The sequence below is a fragment of the Planomonospora antibiotica genome, from assembly GCF_014647955.1.
Classification (GTDB): domain Bacteria; phylum Actinomycetota; class Actinomycetes; order Streptosporangiales; family Streptosporangiaceae; genus Planomonospora; species Planomonospora parontospora.
In genome coordinates, this window is record NZ_BMQE01000007.1 from 127,456 (window position 1) to 145,448 (window position 17,993).

18 protein-coding genes are annotated in these 17,993 nt (G+C 73.2%); 13 read left to right on the plus strand and 5 right to left on the minus strand.

Annotation, left to right across the window (positions count from 1 at the left end; translation table 11 throughout):
- Positions 1–10: 10 nt before the first annotated feature.
- Positions 11–1,174, minus strand: a complete 1,164-nt coding sequence (locus IEZ06_RS09105) for a type III polyketide synthase (protein WP_189236236.1) — start codon at positions 1,172–1,174, stop codon at positions 11–13.
- 102 nt (positions 1,175–1,276) lie between these two features.
- On the opposite strand from IEZ06_RS09105, the gene IEZ06_RS09110 reads away from it, so the two are divergent.
- The 10 genes from IEZ06_RS09110 to IEZ06_RS09155 all read left to right on the plus strand — a co-directional run bounded on the left by IEZ06_RS09110 (position 1,277) and on the right by IEZ06_RS09155 (position 11,576).
- Complete coding sequence (locus IEZ06_RS09110) at positions 1,277–2,143, plus strand: UbiA family prenyltransferase (RefSeq protein WP_229797901.1); 867 nt, start codon at positions 1,277–1,279, stop codon at positions 2,141–2,143.
- Positions 2,144–2,438: 295 nt separating this feature from the next.
- Positions 2,439–3,626, plus strand: coding sequence for an RtcB family protein (locus IEZ06_RS09115; RefSeq protein ID WP_189236238.1), 1,188 nt, complete (start codon positions 2,439–2,441; stop codon positions 3,624–3,626).
- A 165-nt stretch (positions 3,627–3,791) separates the two neighbouring features.
- Positions 3,792–4,526 carry an SAM-dependent methyltransferase gene (locus IEZ06_RS09120; RefSeq protein ID WP_189236239.1) on the plus strand — a complete coding sequence of 245 codons (735 nt, stop codon included), beginning with the start codon at positions 3,792–3,794 and terminating at the stop codon, positions 4,524–4,526.
- A 44-nt stretch (positions 4,527–4,570) separates the two neighbouring features.
- Complete coding sequence (locus IEZ06_RS37840) at positions 4,571–5,671, plus strand: DUF4328 domain-containing protein (RefSeq protein WP_189236240.1); 1,101 nt, start codon at positions 4,571–4,573, stop codon at positions 5,669–5,671.
- Positions 5,672–5,978: 307 nt separating this feature from the next.
- Positions 5,979–6,653 carry a hypothetical protein gene (locus IEZ06_RS09130; protein ID WP_189236241.1) on the plus strand — a complete coding sequence of 225 codons (675 nt, stop codon included), beginning with the start codon at positions 5,979–5,981 and terminating at the stop codon, positions 6,651–6,653.
- Between the two features lie 73 nt (positions 6,654–6,726).
- On the plus strand, positions 6,727–7,293 hold the full coding sequence (gene ybiA / locus IEZ06_RS09135; protein ID WP_189236242.1) for a riboflavin biosynthesis intermediates N-glycosidase: 567 nt from the start codon (positions 6,727–6,729) through the stop codon (positions 7,291–7,293).
- A gap of 264 nt (positions 7,294–7,557) precedes the next feature.
- Positions 7,558–8,547 carry a GTP 3',8-cyclase MoaA gene (gene moaA / locus IEZ06_RS09140; RefSeq protein ID WP_189236354.1) on the plus strand — a complete coding sequence of 330 codons (990 nt, stop codon included), beginning with the start codon at positions 7,558–7,560 and terminating at the stop codon, positions 8,545–8,547.
- 266 nt (positions 8,548–8,813) lie between these two features.
- Entirely contained in the window at positions 8,814–10,469 is a 1,656-nt protein-coding gene (locus IEZ06_RS09145; protein WP_189236243.1) for a methyl-accepting chemotaxis protein, read from the plus strand.
- A gap of 271 nt (positions 10,470–10,740) precedes the next feature.
- On the plus strand, positions 10,741–11,322 hold the full coding sequence (gene mobA, locus IEZ06_RS09150; RefSeq protein ID WP_189236244.1) for a molybdenum cofactor guanylyltransferase: 582 nt from the start codon (positions 10,741–10,743) through the stop codon (positions 11,320–11,322).
- Entirely contained in the window at positions 11,319–11,576 is a 258-nt protein-coding gene (locus IEZ06_RS09155) for a DUF6457 domain-containing protein (RefSeq protein ID WP_068899318.1), read from the plus strand. Before mobA ends, IEZ06_RS09155 begins: the two co-directional genes overlap by 4 nt.
- A gap of 188 nt (positions 11,577–11,764) precedes the next feature.
- Here the strand turns inward: IEZ06_RS09155 and IEZ06_RS09160 are convergent, their stop codons facing one another.
- Complete coding sequence (locus IEZ06_RS09160; protein ID WP_229797902.1) at positions 11,765–12,040, minus strand: DUF3099 domain-containing protein; 276 nt, start codon at positions 12,038–12,040, stop codon at positions 11,765–11,767.
- A 110-nt stretch (positions 12,041–12,150) separates the two neighbouring features.
- On the opposite strand from IEZ06_RS09160, the gene IEZ06_RS09165 reads away from it, so the two are divergent.
- Positions 12,151–12,363: a dodecin gene (locus tag IEZ06_RS09165; RefSeq protein ID WP_189236246.1), complete on the plus strand. Its 213-nt coding sequence runs from the start codon at positions 12,151–12,153 to the stop codon at positions 12,361–12,363.
- A gap of 100 nt (positions 12,364–12,463) precedes the next feature.
- Here the strand turns inward: IEZ06_RS09165 and IEZ06_RS09170 are convergent, their stop codons facing one another.
- Together IEZ06_RS09170 and IEZ06_RS09175 are read right to left on the minus strand one after the other, a co-directional pair.
- Entirely contained in the window at positions 12,464–13,855 is a 1,392-nt protein-coding gene (locus IEZ06_RS09170) for a TldD/PmbA family protein (RefSeq protein WP_229797903.1), read from the minus strand.
- Positions 13,855–15,354, minus strand: a complete 1,500-nt coding sequence (locus IEZ06_RS09175) for a TldD/PmbA family protein (protein WP_189236247.1) — start codon at positions 15,352–15,354, stop codon at positions 13,855–13,857. The genes IEZ06_RS09170 and IEZ06_RS09175 overlap by 1 nt, the downstream gene beginning before the upstream one ends.
- A 77-nt stretch (positions 15,355–15,431) precedes the next feature.
- Between IEZ06_RS09175 and fabG the strand changes: the two genes are divergently transcribed.
- Together fabG and fabI are read left to right on the plus strand one after the other, a co-directional pair.
- Entirely contained in the window at positions 15,432–16,136 is a 705-nt protein-coding gene (fabG, locus tag IEZ06_RS09180) for a 3-oxoacyl-ACP reductase FabG (protein ID WP_189236248.1), read from the plus strand.
- Between the two features lie 107 nt (positions 16,137–16,243).
- Positions 16,244–17,008, plus strand: a complete 765-nt coding sequence (fabI, locus tag IEZ06_RS09185) for an enoyl-ACP reductase FabI (protein WP_189236249.1) — start codon at positions 16,244–16,246, stop codon at positions 17,006–17,008.
- A 76-nt stretch (positions 17,009–17,084) separates the two neighbouring features.
- Here fabI and IEZ06_RS09190 read toward each other — a convergent pair whose 3' ends face one another.
- Positions 17,085–17,939 (minus strand): hypothetical protein, encoded by an 855-nt coding sequence (locus IEZ06_RS09190; protein WP_189236250.1) that lies wholly within the window; start codon positions 17,937–17,939, stop codon positions 17,085–17,087.
- Between the last annotated feature and the right edge of the window lie 54 nt (positions 17,940–17,993).

Below are 17,993 nucleotides of genomic sequence, written 5' to 3' on the forward strand. Positions count from 1 at the left end.
CGGTCACCCCCTACCAGCGCAGCAGGACGAGTTCGGAGCAGAAGCCGGGGCCCATCGCGATGATCAGGCCCGGCGTGCCCGGCGGCGGCCGCAGGGCGATCGTGTCGCGCAGGACGTGCAGCACCGAGGAGGAGGAGAGGTTCCCCACGTCGGCCAGGGAGCGCCAGGTGACGTCGAGCGCGCCGGGCGGGAGCCGGAGCGCCTCGGAGACCGCCTCCAGGACCTTCGGCCCCCCAGGGTGGCACACCCACGCCGTGACGTCGCCGGCGGTCAGGCCGTGGTCGGCCAGGAAACCGTGCACGTCGTCGGCCAGGTAGGTCCTGACCACGTCGGGGACGCTCGCGTCGAGCACCACCCGGAAGCCGGTGTCGCCGACCTCCCAGCCCATCACCCGCTCGGAACCGGGGTACAGGCGGCTGCGGGTGGCGACCACCTCGGGTCCCCGCACCGGTCCTCCCGCGGAGACCCGTCCGGGTCCCCTCGCGGATCCCTGTTCCGGTCTCTCCGCGGGTCCCCGTCCGGGTCCCTCCGCCGATCCCCGTCCGGGCCCCCGCCCCGGAGGCTCGTGCCCGTCGCCGCAGAGCACCACCGCGGCCGCGCCGTCGCCGAACAGCGCCGAGGCCACCAGGTTGGCGACCGAGGCGTCCCCGCGCTGCAGGGTCAGGGAGCACAGCTCGACCGAGAGCAGCACGGCCACATGATCGGGCCAGCCGCGCAGATAATCGTGGACGCGGGCGATCCCGGCCGCCCCGGCGACGCACCCGAGGCCGAAGACCGGCACCCGCTTGACGTCCGGGCGCAGCCCCAGCCGGCCCGCCAGACGGGCCTCGATCGATGGCGCGGCGACGCCCGTCACGGACGTGCACATGATCATGTCGACGTCCTCCGGAGCGAGCCCCGCCTCCTCCAGCGCGCCGCCCACCGCCTGGGCGCCCAGCTCGAGCGCGGTGTCGATGAAGACGTCGTTGGCCGCCCCGAAACCGTCGAGCTTGTCGTACCGGTCGAGCGGCAGGCTCAGGTGGCGGTGGCCGACCCCCGCGCTCGCGTGGAACCGGTTCAGGAGCAGGCGGTCGGCCCCCTCCGGCAGGCACAGCCGCGCGAACGCGTCCGTGATCTCGTCCTGGGAGTGGCGGTTCGGGGGCAGCACGCCATGGACGGCGGTGATACGGCTCAATCTGGACACTCCCGGCTCGCGGAGGGGGACTACCCGATCTCTGCCCGCGAGGGCGGGCGCCATGCTTCGCCGGGCCGATCACCGGCGTCTAGGATCGCGTCCGTGACGACGAGCGGGACACCGCGCAGTGAGAGCCGCCCCCGCCTTCCGGTGCTCCTGTCCGGGCTGGCGCGGGCCTGCCACCCCGGGCCGACCGTCGCGGTCACCGTGCTGACGGCCGCGCTGGCCGCGGCGAGCGGGCGCGACGCGGCCGGCTGCGCCCTGGTGGCCGCGGCCGTGCTGGCCGGGCAGCTCTCGATCGGCTGGTGCAACGACGCGGTGGACGCCGGGCGGGACCGCGCCGCCGGGCGCACCGGCAAGCCCGTCGCCGACGGCGCCGTGGGCGCCCGGACGGTGTGGACCGCCGCGTTCACCGCCCTGGCGGCGTGCGTGCCGCTCTCCCTGGCCTCCGGCCCGGCGGCCGGCGCCGTCCACCTCGCCGGCGTCGCCGCCGCCTGGGGATACGACCTCGGGCTGAAGGGCACGGTGCTGTCCTGGGTCCCCTACGCCGTGGGTTTCGGCTCGCTGCCCGCCTTCGTCGCGCTCGGCCTGCCCGGGCAGCCGTGGCCCGCCTGGTGGGCGGTGCTCGCGGCGGCGCTGCTCGGCTGCGGGGCGCACCTGGCCAACGTGCTGCCGGACATCCCCGGCGACCTGGCCACCGGGGTCCGCGGCTGGCCGCAGCGGCTGGGCCAGGACCGGGTCCGCGTCCTGGTCCCGGTGCCGCTCCTGGCGGCCACCTGCCTGCTCGTCCTGGCCCCGCCGGAGCCGCCCGGCCCCGGCGGCTGGACGGCCCTCGCCGGGGCCGCCGTGCTCGCGGGCGCGGGCCTGCTGCTGGGCCGCCGTTCGCCGCGCGCGCCGTTCGCCGCGGCCGTCGCCGTCGCGGCGGTCGACGTCCTGCTCCTGCTGTCCCGGGGCACCGCGATCACGTAGATCGCACAGAGCTGGTGGACCGCGGAGGTCATCGGGCCCGCCCCGGTCCCCGCCCGGGTCCCCGCCCCGGGTCCTCGCCCCGGTCCCCGCCCGGGTCCCCGCCCCGGGTCCTCGCCCCGGTCCCCGCCCGGGGCCGTCCGTCTCGCGGGCCGTACGGGAAGATTGCGCGTCCCTCCGGCCGTTCATCCGAGTGAGAGTCGTTAATTGAGTTGCGGCGGATGATCCGGTTCTGGCGTCATTGACCTTGTTCGCAATGGAGTTCGCAAGCGATTCGCCGGAGGGAGGCGACGTGGGGATGACGTACAGAGAGGTGCCGGGAGGCCGTGCGCCGATCCGCATGTGGGCCGACCCCGACGAGGTCGAGACGAACGTCATGCAGCAGCTGCGCAACGTGGCGAACCTGCCGTGGGTGCAGGGGGTCGCGGTGATGCCGGACGTGCACCACGGCAAGGGGGCCACCGTGGGCTCGGTCATCGCCATGCGCGACGCGGTCTCGCCTGCGGCGGTGGGCGTCGACATCGGGTGCGGGATGACCGCGGTGAAGACCTCCTACACGGCGAGCGGTCTGCCGGACAACCTGGCCTACCTGCGCTCGAAGCTGGAGCAGGCGGTGCCCGTGGGGTTCGGGCACCACAAGCGGCCGGTCGACCCGACGAAGCTGCACGGCTTCAAGACCGCCGACTGGGCGGACTTCTGGAAGGACTTCGACCGCCTCGCCCCGTCCGTGCGGGGCAAGCGGGAGCGCGCCGAGGTCCAGATGGGCACCCTCGGGGGAGGGAACCACTTCCTGGAGGTCTGCGCCGACGACGAGGGCGCGGTCTGGGTCGTGCTGCACTCCGGGTCGCGCAACATCGGCAAGGAGCTGGCCGAGCACCACATCGGCGAGGCTCGGAGCCTGCCGCACAACCAGGACCTGCCGGACCGGGACCTCGCGGTGTTCGTTGGGGGCACGCCGCAGATGGACGCCTACCGGCGGGACCTGTTCTGGGCACAGGACTACGCGCGCCGCAACCGGGCGGTCATGATGGCCCTGGTCTGCGACGTGCTCCGGCGCCACCTTCCGAACATCACCTTCGAGCAGCCGATCTCCTGCCACCACAACTACGTGGCGGAGGAGCGGTACGACGGCGTGGATGTGCTCGTCACCCGCAAGGGCGCGATCCGCGCGGGATCCGGCGAGTTCGGCATCATCCCCGGCTCGATGGCGACCGGCACCTACATCGTGAAGGGCCTGGGGAACGCCTCGGCGTTCAACTCGGCCTCGCACGGTGCCGGTCGCCGGATGAGCCGGAACAAGGCCAAGCGGACGTTCACGCTGGCGGACTTCAAGGCCCAGACCGAGGGCGTGGAGTGCCGCAAGGACACCGGGGTGATCGACGAGATCCCGGCCGCCTACAAGGACATCGAGTCGGTCATGGCGGCCCAGTCCGACCTGGTGGAGGTCGTCGCCCACCTGCGCCAGCTGATCTGCATCAAGGGCTGACCCGGTCCGGGAGCCCGCACCGCGACGGCGGAACCCCGCCGACCCGTGGTGCGGACTCCCGGCGTCTCCCGTCGCCTCGCGCGCGGCCGCCGCACCTGGCCCCGCCCCTCGGGAGGCGGGAAAACCTCTCGCGGAGATCGCGATCGAACCTCTACAGTGCGCGCCATGACCGATCCCCCTTCCCTGGGAACATGCGGCCGGCTGGACTTCCACGCGCCGCTGTCCGCCGGACGCGCCGACCGGCTGACGGCCGCTCTCGCCGCGGCCGGACCGTCGACCGTGCTCGACCTGGGCTGCGGGTGGGGCCGGCTGCTGCTGCGCATCCTGGAGGCCGTACCGGGCGCCCGCGGCGTGGGCGTCGACGTCCACGGGCCCGACCTGGCGCGCGGGCGGGCCGATGCCGAGGCCCGCGGTCTGTCCGACCGCGTCACCTTCGTCGAGGGCCCGGCCGAGAAGCACCTCACCGCCGCGGACCTGGTGCTGAACGTCGGAGCCTCCCAGGCCTTCGGTGACATCCCGGCAGCGCTCCACGCCCTGCGCCCCCTGGTCGCCCCGGGGGGCCGTCTGCTGTTCGCCGACGGGTTCTGGCAACGCACCCCCACCGATGACGAACTGGCCGGCATGTGGCCGGGCGCCTCCGCAGGCGACCACACCGATCTGGCCGGCCTCGTGGACCAGGCCACGGCCGCCGGATTCCGGCCGCTGCGCATCGAGACGGCCACCCGCGGCGAATGGGAGCTGTTCGAGTCGGGCTACACCGCTGACGTGGAGGAATGGCTCCTGGCCAATCCCGCCCACCCCCGGGCCGAGGCCGCCCGCGCCGAGGTGGACCGGCACCGCTCCCGATGGCTGCGCGGCTACCGCGACGTTCTGGGGTTCGCCTTCCTCATCCTGGGCTGATCCGCGGTACCGGCCCGTGTCGTACCCCTCGGCGAAAGACCTTCATGACTTCGAGCACGTCCCCCACGCCCGTCCGTTCCCTGCGCCCGGTCCGCCCGTTCGCGACGGTCGCCGTCGCGTTGATCGCCGCGGTCACCGTCGCGTCCACCGCCGTCTCCGTCCTCTACCTCGGCCGCCTCGGCGGCTGGTCGTGGCCGGAGGCAGATCTGGCCGGCCGCCTCCTGTTCCCGTACGCGGCCGTCCACCTCCTGGCGGGGATCGCCTTCGTGTGCTGGCTGTTCCGCGCCCGGTCCAACGCGTACGCGATCTCTCCCGGGGTCGCGCACTCGTACGCCGCGCCGTTCCTGGTGCTCGGATGGTTCGTCCCCGTCGTCAACCTGTTCGTCCCGAAGGGGATCGTCGACGACGTCTGGGCCACCTCGCGGCCCGGTGGCCTCCGTCCGGGGACGAACCTCCTCCAGATCCGCCGTCCGGGCCTGGTCTGGGCCTGGTGGCTGACCTGGCTCGCGGCGGGGTGCGCCGACACGCTCGCCGCCGCTCTGACGGCCGTGGGCATGGAGATGGACGCGGAGGAAGAGGAGAGGGCCGCCGAGCTGGCGTCCGGGCTGGGAACCGCGGCCGCGGCGGCCGGTGTCCCGCTCGCGATCGCCGCGGGCCTGCTCGCCATCCGGATCGTCCTGGTGATCACCCGGCTCCAGGAGGCCGTCCGTGCCGCCGGTGGTCCTGCGCCCTCCCGGCACCGGACGTCCTACCTCGGGCTCGTCTCCCTGGTCGTGCGCGACTACGACGAGGCCGTCGGGTTCTACACCGGCGTCCTGGGGTTCGAGCTGCTGGAGGACACGGAGCTGGAGGACGGAAGGCGCTGGGTGGTCGTCCGTCCTCCCGGCGCGGAGGAGACGGCGCTGCTGCTCGCGCGCGCCGCCACCCCCGAGCAGGAGGCCCGGGTCGGGGACCAGACCGGCGGCAGGGTGGGCCTGTTCCTGTACACCGACGACTTCCCCCGCGACTACGAACGGCTGCGGTCGGCGGGTGTCGTCTTCGAGGAGACCCCGAGGCTGGAGCCGTACGGCGCGGTAGCGGTCTTCCGCGACCTGTACGGCAACCGCTGGGACCTGCTCCAGCCCTCCTCGCCGGAAGGCGTCTGAACGGAGCCGCGCCCCGTCCCCGCCCGCATCACCGGTCGCGTCGCGCCGCCCGCACATCGTCCGCCACATCCGGCGAGATCTGCCCGGCCGTCGTCATCCGGCGAGGTCGGCAAGATCCTGACCGATCGGAGGCTCGCCGTCAGGCGGCCCGGCAGGGGAGCGCGCAGTACGGCGAAGCCCGCGAAGGGCGACGTTCCGGGACGGCGCAGAGGGAATTCCGAGAGCACTGCTCTTGGAATCGCTGACCCTATGTGAGATCATCGCTCTCTAATTGGAGCATCGATTCTTCCCCTCTCTGGAGCCCTCCGTGAACCGTGCCCGGCTGACCGCCCTGTCCCTCGCCGCCGGCGGCGTCCTGTTCCTCCTCTACCAGGCCGTCAGGCCCTACGCCGACGAGACCGCCCTGGAGGGGGCCGCGGCGATGGCCTCTCCCGCCTGGGTCGCCGCCCACCTGTGCGCCGTCGCAGGGTTCGTCCTCGTCGCGTCGGGTCTGCTCGGCCTGCACCTCGCGCCCGGCGCGCGCCTCGGCCTGCCTCCGGTCGTGACGTTCTGGATCGGCACCGGCCTGGTCCTGCCCTACTACGGCGCCGAGACGTTCGGGCTCAACGTGATCGGTGCGCGTGCCGTACACGATCGGGACGCCACCCTGCTGGAGCTGGTCGACCGGTTCCGCTTCGCACCCGTGCCCGCGGCGATGTTCCTGACCGGCCTGGTGCTGCTCGCGGCGGGCGCCATCGTGGTCGCGGTCCGCATCCGGCGCTCCGGTGCCGGGCCGCGGTGGAGCGGTGTCCCGCTGGCGGCCGGGTTCGTCCTGTTCGTCCCGCAGTTCTACGGCACCCCCGCGATGCGCGTCGCCCACGGCGCGCTGCTGGCCGCAGGAGGGCTCTGGCTGGCGTACGACCTGTGGCGGGCGGGTGACGGGGACCGCACCCGCCCGCCGGGCAGGAGCATGACGACCTCGCAGCCGAGGATCCGTTCGTAGCACCCGGACGGGCCTTGCCGGGGCGCGGAAACCGGCTGGCGGCCCGCGGCGGGGATCTGGAAGGGTGCACGGCATGGCTGAGGCGAGGGACGCGCGCGACGTGGCGGCGCTGACGGCGGCGGTGGAGCGGGGCGAACAGGTCAGATACCTGATGTTCTGGGGGCACCGGCCGCCGCGCTCCGGCGGGGTCGGGGCCGGGTGCCTGTCGCAGTGGTGGCCGGCGGACTTCACCGTGGACGGGGTGGTCTACCGCACCGCGGAGCACTTCATGATGGCGGGCAAGGCGCGGCTGTTCGGCGACGGGGAGACCGAGGCGGAGATCGTGGCGGCCGGACATCCGAAGCAGGCCAAGGACCTGGGGCGCAGGGTGCGCGGCTTCGACGAGCGGGCATGGGCGGCGGCCCGCTTCGACCTGGTCGTCCAGGGCAACCTGGCCAAGTTCGACCGGCACCCGGAGCTGGCGGAGTTCCTGCTGGGGACGGGAGAGCGGGTGCTGGTCGAGGCGAGCCCGGTGGACCGGGTCTGGGGGATCGGGCTCGCGGCCGATGACGAGCGGGCCGGGCGGCCCGGGGCGTGGCGGGGGCTGAACCTGCTCGGGTTCGCGCTGATGGAGGTACGGCAGGCGCTGCGGGAGCGGTGACGGCCGGTCGCGCCCGCGGCCGCTGGCGGGCCCGGCGGGACGGACCGGCACCCGCGCGGGGTGGCGCCGGGGTGGGACGTCGAGACGCTCCACCATCGGCTGACCGCACACCCGCGCGCGGGGCGGCGCCGGGACGTCCCCGGGAGGGGAATCATCCGTACGGCGCGGCTGTTGTCAGGCGATGGAGCCCGTTTTTGGGCGGAGGAGGGGGTCGGCCTTAGGCTGGCCCCCTGCTCGAATGACGACGGATGAGGGGTGACGCCCGTGTTGCGCGACTCGTTCGGCCGAGTGGCGACCGATCTTCGGGTGTCCCTGACGGACCGCTGCAACCTGCGCTGTTCGTACTGCATGCCGCCCGAGGGCCTGGACTGGCTTCCCAAGCCCGAGCTGCTGACCGCCGAGGAGATCGTCCGGCTGGTCACCATCGGGGTGGAGCGGCTCGGCATCACCGAGGTCCGCTACACCGGCGGCGAGCCGCTGCTCCGCCGTGAGCTGGTCGACATCGTGGCCCGCACCACCGTGCTCGCTCCCCGGCCGCAGGTCTCGCTGACCACCAACGGCATCGGGCTGGCCCGGCTCGCCGGGCCGCTCGCCGCGGCCGGCCTCGACCGGGTCAACGTCTCCCTGGACACCCTGGACCGTGAGACGTTCGCCAAGCTCGCCCACCGCGACCGGCTGGCCGACGTGCTGGCGGGCCTGGCCGCGGCCGAGGCCGCCGGGCTGCGCCCGGTGAAGATCAACGCGGTGCTGATGCGCGGCGTCAACGACCACGAGGCCGTCCCGCTCCTGCGCTACTGCCTCGACAAGGGCTACGAGCTCCGCTTCATCGAGCAGATGCCGCTGGACGCCCAGCACGGCTGGCGCCGGGAGAACATGATCACGGCCGACGAGATCCTCGCGACGCTGCAGGCCTCCTTCGACCTGACCGACGCCGACCCGGCGGAGCGGGGCAGCGCCCCCGCCGAGCTGTTCCTCGTCGACGGCGGGCCGGCGAGGGTGGGCGTGATCGGTTCGGTCACCCGCCCGTTCTGCGGCGCCTGCGACCGGGTACGGCTCACCGCCGACGGCCAGATCCGCAACTGCCTGTTCGCGACGGACGAGTCCGACCTGCGGGCGGCGATGCGCTCCGGAGCCTCCGACGACGAACTGGCCGAGCGCTGGCTGGCGGCGGTCCGGATCAAGAAGGCCGGGCACGGCATCGACGACCCCGCCTTCCTGCAGCCGTCCCGCCCGATGTCGGCCATCGGCGGTTAGTACGGCAACGGACGGATCGTGATCTGAGACCGGGCGGTAGACGGTCTGGTCGGGCGTCGGAGACGATCAGCCGCACCCCCGGCAGGCCCCGCGCCACCAGGTCCCGCAGGAGGCCCGGCCGGCCCGCGCCGTCCTCGGCTCGGCGGATCCAGGCGGAGCGAGCCGTTCATCGGCTCAAGTACCGGTCTCGGATGCCGATGGACAGCTGCAGCCTCACGCGCTGCCTCGCTCTCGCGGCCATCGGTCGCTCTGGAAAGGATCTGATCGTGACCGAGTCAGCTGCCGGCATCGCACGCCCTGTGGTGACTGTAAGCCGTAGCCGGGTGCTCGGTTGGTTCGCCGACCGCCGAATCAGCACCAAAATCCTCATCGTCGTGCTGCTCATGGCCGGCATGGGCGCAGGCGTCGGCACGGTGGCGCTCACCCGCATGAGCGGGCTGAACGACGACCTGACCACCGTCAAGGACGGCAACGTCGAGCGTCTCATCCATCTCGGCAACATGCGTGGCCACATGACGGACATGATGGACGCCACCCTCGGCTACAGCACCATCCCCGATCCGCAGATCAAGGCCGGCGCCAAGAAGAACATGCAGGACTACACCGCGGCGGCGACCCGTGAGTTCGAGGCCTACCGGGCCGCCGCGGTACCGGATCCCGCCTGGCAGAAGGCCGTGGCGGACTTCGACGAGGCATGGGAGCGGTACCGGTCTCTGCGGGATGCCTCCATGGCCGAGCCGAACGCGGCGGCGGCCGCCGCTCCCGCCGACATCGAGAAGATGCTCGCCGAGTTCGGCGAGGTGACCACCGCGTTCAAGGAGGCGCTCAAGCGGCTGGTCGACTACGAGCAGACGGCCACCGAGACGGTCACCGCCGCGGCGTCCGGCCGATACGACAGCGCCCGTACCCTGATCTTCGTGCTGCTCGGCGCCGGCCTGCTGTTCGCCGTCGTGCTGGCGCGGGTCTTCTCCCGCCAGATGGCGCGGTCGGTGGACGCGCTCTCCCTGGCGCTGGAGGCCTCGGCCCGGGGTGACCTGACGCAGAGCGCCGAGGTGACCTCCCGCGACGAGATCGGCCAGATGGCGGCGGCGGTCAACCGGGCCAACGCCTCCACCCGGCAGGCCATCGCGGAGCTGGCGAGCAGCGCCGACAGGCTGGCGGCCAGTTCCGGTGAGCTGTCGGGCGTCAGCGACCGGATCGCCGCCTCGGCCGACGAGGCCTCCACCCAGGCCCACAACGTCGCCTCGGCCGCGGGTGAGGTCTCGCAGAACGTGCAGACCGTCTCGGCCGGCAGCGAGGAGATGGGCGCCTCGATCCGGGAGATCGCGCACAACGCCAACGAGGGCGCGAAGGTCGCCTCGCAGGCGGTCACGGTGGCCACCTCCACCAACGAGACCGTCGCCAAGCTCGGCGCCTCCAGCGCGGAGATCGGTTCGGTGATCAAGACGATCACCTCGATCGCCGAGCAGACCAACCTGCTGGCGCTCAACGCCACCATCGAGGCGGCGCGCGCCGGGGACGCCGGCAAGGGCTTCGCGGTGGTGGCCGGCGAGGTCAAGGACCTGGCGCAGGAGACGGCCAAGGCGACCGAGGACATCTCGCGGCGGGTGGAGGCCATCCAGGCCGACACCGAGAGCGCGGTCGCGGCCATCGCGGAGATCTCGGCGATCATCGGTAAGATCAACGACTACCAGCTGACCATCGCCGGCGCGGTGGAGGAGCAGAGCGCGACCACCAACGAGATGAACCGCAGTGTGGCCGAGGCCGCTCAGGGCAGCGCCGACATCGCCACCACCATCTCGGTGCTGGCCGATGCGGCGCACGTGACCGCGGAGGGAGTGGGCGAGAGCCGGCAGGCCGCGGCCGACCTGGCCGAGTTGTCGAACCGGCTGCACCGGCTGGTCTCCGGCTTCCGCTACTGAGGGACCCGGTGACCTCCGGCTCAGGAGCCGGAGCCGCCCCTGGTCACCGACGGGGCGGGCCGGACGCCCTCGATCGGGCACCGGCCGCCGACGGACGCCCGGATCCGTCCGCGGACGCCGCACCCGGACACCCGCCCGAGGGCGTCCGCACCTGGACACCCGCCCGGTGGCGTCCGCACCCGGACACCCGCCCGGTGGCGTCCGCACCCGGACACCCGCCCGGTGGCGTCCGGATCCGGACGCCGCATCGACGTGAGCTAGCCTCATCTCCATGAGCGGTTACGACGCGCTGATCCTCGCCGGAGGACGGGCCTCCCGGCTCGGCGGGCGGGACAAGCCCGGCCTGGAGGTGGGCGGTGTGCCGCTCATCGAGCGCGTGGCCGCCGCCGTGCCCGGTGCGGGCCGCCTCGTCGTGGTGGGGCCCGCGCGGCCGGGACTCGGCCGGGCGGTCTTCCGCACCGAGGACCCGCCGGGCGGCGGGCCGGTCCCGGCGCTGCGGGCCGGGCTGGCGGAGGTGACCGCCCCCCGCGTGGTCCTGCTCGCCGCCGACCTGCCGTTCCTGCGCGCCCGGCACGTCGAGGCGCTCCTCGACGCGGCGGGCGGCGGAGAGGAGGGGGCCGGGAAGGACGGGCCGGGCGCGGGCGCCCTGCTCGTCGACGACGACGGCCGCGAGCAGTGGCTGGTGGGAGCATGGCGTACGGCCGTGCTCGCCGGGGCGCTCTCCGGCTACGGGGGACGGTCCCTCCGGGGGCTGCTGGCCCCGCTGGACCCGGTCAGGCTCCACCTGCCCGGGGAACCGTGGTTCGATTGCGACACGCTGGACGATCTGACGCATGTGAGGAGCAGGACGTGAACGTGCTGGAGGAGTGGACCGCCCTGGTCTGCAGGGAGCTCGGCGTCGACCCCGCGCAGGTGGACCGGGACGCGCTGCTCGACCTCACCAAGGACGTGGCCCACGGAGTGGCCCGCCCGGCCGCACCGCTGACGGCCTACGTGCTGGGCCTGGCCCAGGGGGCGGGAACGGCGCCGGCCGACGCGGTGGAGCGGGTGACGGAACTGGCCCGCAACTGGGAGCGGGCGACCACGGAGACGCTGGGCGACGCGTAGGGAACCTGGGAAGGCACAGGAAGTCCGGGAAAAGGGCGACGCCGGGTGGTTACGGGGGCAAACCACCCGGCGTCGCTTCATCGGCGTTCCGACGGGGGCCCGGAACGCCGGCACCAGTGCCCCGACGGGGGACCAGGGCACTTGGTTAAAGCGTACACCTCCAACCCGGAGGATGCGTCAAGACTTCGTCACGACCCGATCTCGCGTCGGTGCCTGGGGATCTCGTTCTGTCCCGGGTCGGTAAAGCCGGGGTCGGCGGGCGCCCCGCCCCGGGGGGCGTTGGCCCCCACCACGGCGATGTACGGCAGGAAGATCGCTCCGGCGAAGAGCAGGATCTTGACGGCCATCGGCGCGGGCACGGTGAAGGCGAGGATCAGGCAGACCAGCCGGATCCCCATCTTGATCAGGTAGTTCCGTTCACGCCGCCCGATGTCCTCGCTCAGCGAAGGCCGGGCGTCGGTCACCTGATGAACCGTCTCGCGCCTGCGCCATCCCCTCACACCTTCCAACGTAGACCTCGGATCGATCGGATGCGAACGGTCATGTGATCATGACTTCCGGGTAGGACGGGGGCATGACGGATCGAACGTACCGGGTGACCGAGATAGTCGGCACGTCGGGGGAGAGCATCGAGGCGGCGGTCCGCAACGGCGTCCGCCGCGCCGCACAGACCCTGCGCCACCTCGACTGGTTCGAGGTGACCGAGGTCCGCGGGCACATCGTCGACGGGGAGGTCGCCCACTTCCAGGTCGGCATGAAAGTGGGCTTCCGCCTGGAGGACGGCTGACCCGCGGCAGGCCCGCCCGGACCCGCCCCCGGCCCGCACGGCGGCGGACCGGCGCCGGGCGGGCCTGCGCGCCCGCACGGCGCCGGTCCGCCGTGCCGGATCAGCTCGCCTGGCTGACCGTCGACATGTTGAAGTCCGGCACCCGGACCGGGGGCATCACCGTGCGGGTGAAGTAGTCGTTCCACTCGCGCGGCAGCGTCTGCTCGCTCGCCCCGATCTCGGTGACGCGGCCGAGGAGGTCCACCGGGCTCTCGTTGAAGCGGAAGTTGTTGACCTCGCCCACCACCTCGCCGTTCTCCACGAGGTAGACGCCGTCGCGGGTGAGCCCGGTGAGCAGCAGGGTCTGCGGGTCCACCTCGCGGATGTACCACAGGCAGGTGAGCAGCAGGCCCCGCTCGGTCGAGGCGATCATCTCCTCCAGCGACCTGCCCCCCGCCGGTCCCTCCATGATCAGGTTGTCGATGGCGGGGGTGGCGGGCAGGTTCGTCAGCTCGGCAGAGTGCCGGGTCTGGATCAGGTTCGCCAGCGCGCCGTCGGCGATCCAGTCGGTCGGCGTCAGCGGCAGGCCGTTGTCGAACACCGAGCTCTGCCGGCTGGAGGCGTGTGCGACCACGAACGGGGCGGACTCCAGGCCCGCGGCGGCCGGATCGCTGCGCAGCCGTACCGGGAGGGAGGCGAGGGTCTCCCCGACGCGGGTGCCGCCGCCGGGCCTGGAGAAGACCGTGCGGCCCTCGAAGGCGTCGCGGGCTCCGGCCGTCCAGTACAGGTAGATCATCAGGTCGGCGACGGCTCCCGGCGGGAGCAGCGTCTCGTACCGGCCCGCGGGCAGGTCGATCCGGTTCTTGGCCCACTCCAGCCGCCGGGCCAGCGAGGCGTCCAGCGCCGCCACGTCCACGTCCGAGAAGTCGCGGGTGGCCACGCCCGTCCAGGCCGAGCGCTTCATGTCCGGGGACTTGGCGTTGAGCTCCAGGCGCCCGGTGGGCTGGACGTGCCGGAGGCGGGCGCCGGTGGAGGTGCCCACGAACGTCGTGGTGACGCTGTGCTCGGCGAAGCCGTACAGCCTGCGCCCGCCCGCCTCGGCGGCGGCGAAGGCCTCGCCCAGCGCGGGGGCGAAGGCGCCGAACACACCGATCGTGGTGGGCTCGGCGGGGGCGTCCCAGTCGGCGGAGACGGTGCCCCCGACCAGCGGCCGGGCGTCCTCGGAGGGACGCGCGTCCTCCGCGGCGCGGTCGGCCGCGGCGACGACGTCGGCCAGCTCCTCGGGCCGGACCGCGGCCCGGGACACCACGCCCACGCCCTGTCCGGCGATCGAGATCACGGTCAGCTGGGCGGAGCGGGAGACGCCGTTGGTGGTGAGGGTGTTGCCCGCGAACCGCAGGTTGGCGCTGGAGCCGGAGTCGGCGATGACGACGGTGTCGTCGGCCGTCGACAGCTCCAGGGCCCGCTCGACCATCTCCTGCGGGCTCATCCGGGGGCTCGGCTGAGAGGTCATCACTTGCCGCCTTCCTGCACGGTGTTGAGGACGCGCACGCCCCGGAAGAGCGCCGAGGGGCAGCCGTGGCTGACCGGCGCGACCTGGCCGGGCTGGCCCTTGCCGCAGTTGAACGCGCCGCCCAGCACGTAGGTCTGCTCGCCGCCGACGGCCTCCATCGAGCGCCAGAAGTCGGTCGTCGTGGCCTGGTAGGCGACGTCGCGGAGCTGGCCGGCCAGCCGGCCGTTCTCGATGCGGTAGAACCGCTGCCCGGTGAACTGGAAGTTGTAGCGCTGCATGTCGATCGACCAGCTCTTGTCGCCGACGACGTAGACGCCCCGCTCGACGCCCGCGATGAGCTCGTCGGTGGAGGGGCCGCCGGGCGCGGGCCGCAGCGAGACGTTGGCCATGCGCTGGATCGGCATGTGCCCGGGGGAGTCGGCGAAGGCGCAGCCGTTGGAGGCGCCCAGGTCCTTCATCCGCGCCATCCGCCGGTCGAGCTGGTAGCCGACCAGGACGCCGCCGGAGACGATGTCGAACTCCCTGGTGGCCACGCCCTCGTCGTCGTAGCCGATGGTGGACAGGCCGTGCGCGGCCGTGCGGTCGCCGGTCACGTTCATCGCCGGCGAGCCGTACACCAGGCTGCCGAGCTGGTCGAAGGTGGCGAAGCTGGTCCCGGCGTAGGCCGCCTCGTAGCCGAGCGCGCGGTCCAGCTCGGTGGCGTGCCCGATCGACTCGTGGATGGTCAGCCACAGGTTGGACGGGTCGATGACCAGGTCGTAGACGCCGGCCTCGACGGAGGGGGCCCTGAGCTTCTCCTCCAACAGCTCGGGGAGGGCGGCGAGCTCGGCGGGGAAGTCCCAGCCGGTGCCGGTGAGGTACTCGTAGCCGCGGCCGACGGGCGGGGCCAGGGTGCGCATCTCCTCGAAGCGGCCCTCGCCGACCTTCATGGCGTCCAGCACCGGGTGCACGCGCACCCGCTGCTGGGTGGTGCGGGTGCCCGCCGTGTCGGCGTAGAACTTCTGCTCCTTGACCTGCATCAGCGAGGCCTGGACGTGGTCCACGCGCGGGTCCTTCAGCAGGCCGCCCGACCAGTCGGCCAGCAGCTCCACCTTGTCGCGCAGCGGGACGTCGAACGGGTCGACGTCGTAGGCCGACACCCAGGTGACGTCCGCGTGGACCGGCTCGGGGGCCAGCTCGATGGGCTCGCGGTTGACCGCGGCGGAGACGACGGCCACCTCGACGGCCTGCTCGGCCACGGCGGCCGCGGCCTCGGGCGTGAGCTCGATGCCGGAGGCGAAGCCCCAGGTGCCGTTCTTGACGACCCGTACGGCGTAGCCGAGGTCGTCGGCGTCGATGGAGCCCTCCAGCCGGGCGTCCGACAGGCGCAGGGTCTCCGCGCGGACGCGTTCGAGCCGGAAGTCGGCGTGCTCGGCACCGAGGTCACGGGCGCGTTGCAGGGCCGCGTCCGCCATCCGCCTCATGGGCAGGGCGAGGAAGTCGGGATCGATCTGGCGCATGTCCACGATCCTAGACCTGTGATCTTGTCCCTCACGGATAACCGGTCTACTGGCAAGTAACGGATAGCGTCGGCTCCATGGCTCGATCTGTTCTCGTAACCGGCGGCAATCGCGGCATCGGCCTCGCGATCGCCCGCGAACTCGCCAGGGCCGGCGACGCCGTCGCCGTCACCTACCGCTCCGGAGAGCCCCCCGAGGGGCTGTTCGGCGTGCAGTGCGATGTGACCAGCATGGCCGATGTCGAAGCGGCGTTCGGGAAGGTCGAGGCCGAGCAGGGCCCGGTCGAGGTGCTCGTCGCCAACGCGGGCATCACCAGGGACACGCTCCTGCCGATGATGAAGGAGGAGACCTTCACCGACGTCATCGACGCCAACCTGACCGGCGCCTACCGCGTGGCCAAGCGGGCCACCCGCGGGATGCTGCGGCTCAGGCGCGGCAGGATCGTGCTCATCTCCTCGGTCGTGGCGATGCTCGGCTCGGCCGGGCAGACCAACTACGCCGCCTCCAAGGCCGGCATGATCGGCTTCGCCCGGTCGGCCGCCCGCGAGCTGGGCTCACGCGGCATCACCGTGAACGTCGTCGCCCCGGGCTTCGTGGAGACCGACATGACGGCCGCGCTGGACGAGTCCTACCAGGAGCAGATCCGCAAGAACATCCCGCTGGGGCGGCAGGCCCGGCCCGAGGAGATCGCCAAGGTCGTCGCCTTCCTGGCGGGCGAGGACGCCGCCTACATCACCGGGGCCGTGATCCCCGTCGACGGCGGCCTGGGCATGGGGCACTGAGCCCCTCTCCGCAATCACCGCAAGAGCCGGAACGGCCGGACGCGCCGGGCACCCGGGCGCGAGCCCTCGGACTCGTCCGCGGGAGCACTTCACAAAGGACGGTATTCATGGGAATCCTCGACGGCAAGCGGATCCTGGTCACCGGCGTCCTGACCGACGCCTCGATCGCCTTCTCCGTGGCCAGGCTGGCGCAGGAGGAGGGCGCCACCGTCGTGCTGACCGGCTTCGGCCGGCTCAGCCTGGTCGAGCGCATCGCCCGGCGGCTCCCCGAGCCGCCGCCGGTGATCGAGCTGGACGTGCAGAACACCGAGCACCTCGACTCGCTGGCCGAGCGGGTGGGCGAGCACGTGGGCGGCCTCGACGGCGTGGTGCACTCCATCGGCTTCGCCCCGCAGAGCTGCCTCGGCGGCAACTTCCTGAACACCCCGTGGGAGGACGTCGCGACCGCGGTGCACGTCTCGACCTACTCGTTCAAGTCGCTGGCGGTCGCCTGCATGCCCCTGATGAAGCAGGGCAGCTCGGTCGTCGGCCTCGACTTCGACGCCACCAAGGCCTGGCCGGTCTACGACTGGATGGGCGTCGCCAAGGCGGGGCTGGAGTCCTGCTCCCGCTACCTGGCCCGCGACCTCGGCAAGCACGGCATCCGGGTGAACCTGGTGGCGGCCGGGCCGCTGCGCACGATGGCGGCCAAGAGCATCCCGGGGTTCAAGGAGTTCGAGGACAGCTGGCCGGAGAAGGCCCCGCTCGGCTGGGACCTGTCCGACACCGTCCCCGCGGCCAAGGCGTGCCTGGCGCTGCTGTCGGACTGGTTCCCCGCCACGACCGGCGAGATCGTGCACGTCGACGGAGGAGTGCACGCGATCGGCGCCTAGCCGCGGATCTCCCGGACCCGGACGCCCGAGGGATCCGTACGGCCGGCCCGGCGCCCCGCGCGGTCCCCGGCGGCATCTAGGCGACGCGGTGCCGTCCCACCCGGAACGGCTCGAACGGGATGGACTCCTCCTCGGCCCGCCTGGCGTGCACCAGCCGGACGGCGATGACCGCGGCGGCCAGCAGGGCCGCGGTGAGGGCGGTGCCCAGCGGGTCGGACGAGCGGGTGGGGGTGACCGCCCGCTCGCCGGGCATCCGCTGCTGCAGCTCCTGGGTCAGGGGTCCGGGCCAGAGAGGGTCCACCCGGGGCGCCTCGGCGTCGACGGCGAACGGCTCGGGAAGCACCGGGTCGCGCACCTCCGTGGTGTGCGTCCGCGTCTCCGGCGGACGCGGAGAGGCCGGCCGGAACGGGATCCCCTCCTCCGCCCCGGCCTCCTTCCGCGGCCTGGCCGGCCTGCGGCTCCCGGTGGGGGAGGGCGTGGCGGTCGGCCGTACGGCCCGGTCGGGTACGGAGGCCGCGCACCCGGGGGAGCGCACCAGCGGAAGGCAGACGTCGCTGAGGACCTCGGGCAGCAGTCCTTCGTCTCTCTTCTCACCCGGGCCGCCCGGGTCGTGCGGCGGGGCGCCGGAGGAGGAGCCCCCACCGGTTCTCGGCCGCTCCGTCGGCGCGAGCTCGCCGACGGGCTCGAGCGCCTTCTCCGCGGTGGCGTCGAGCCCTCCGGTCACCGGTGTCAGGGAGGACCCGGTCAGGCCGTCCACGGCGTCGGTGACGCCGTCCACCGTCTGGCAGAGCCCGCTCGTGACCCCGCCGAGCAGCCCGCCGCCCTGAGGGCAGTCCGCCGCCCGGGCGACGCTGCCGGATGCGGCCGCGACCACGGGGATCCCGCCGCCCAGCGCCAGCGCCAGCGCGCCGGCCGAGAGCGCAGCTCGCATCGTTCCCCCCTCGTGTGCCGGCGGCGAAGCCTCGCCGACGCCTGCCTGAACCCC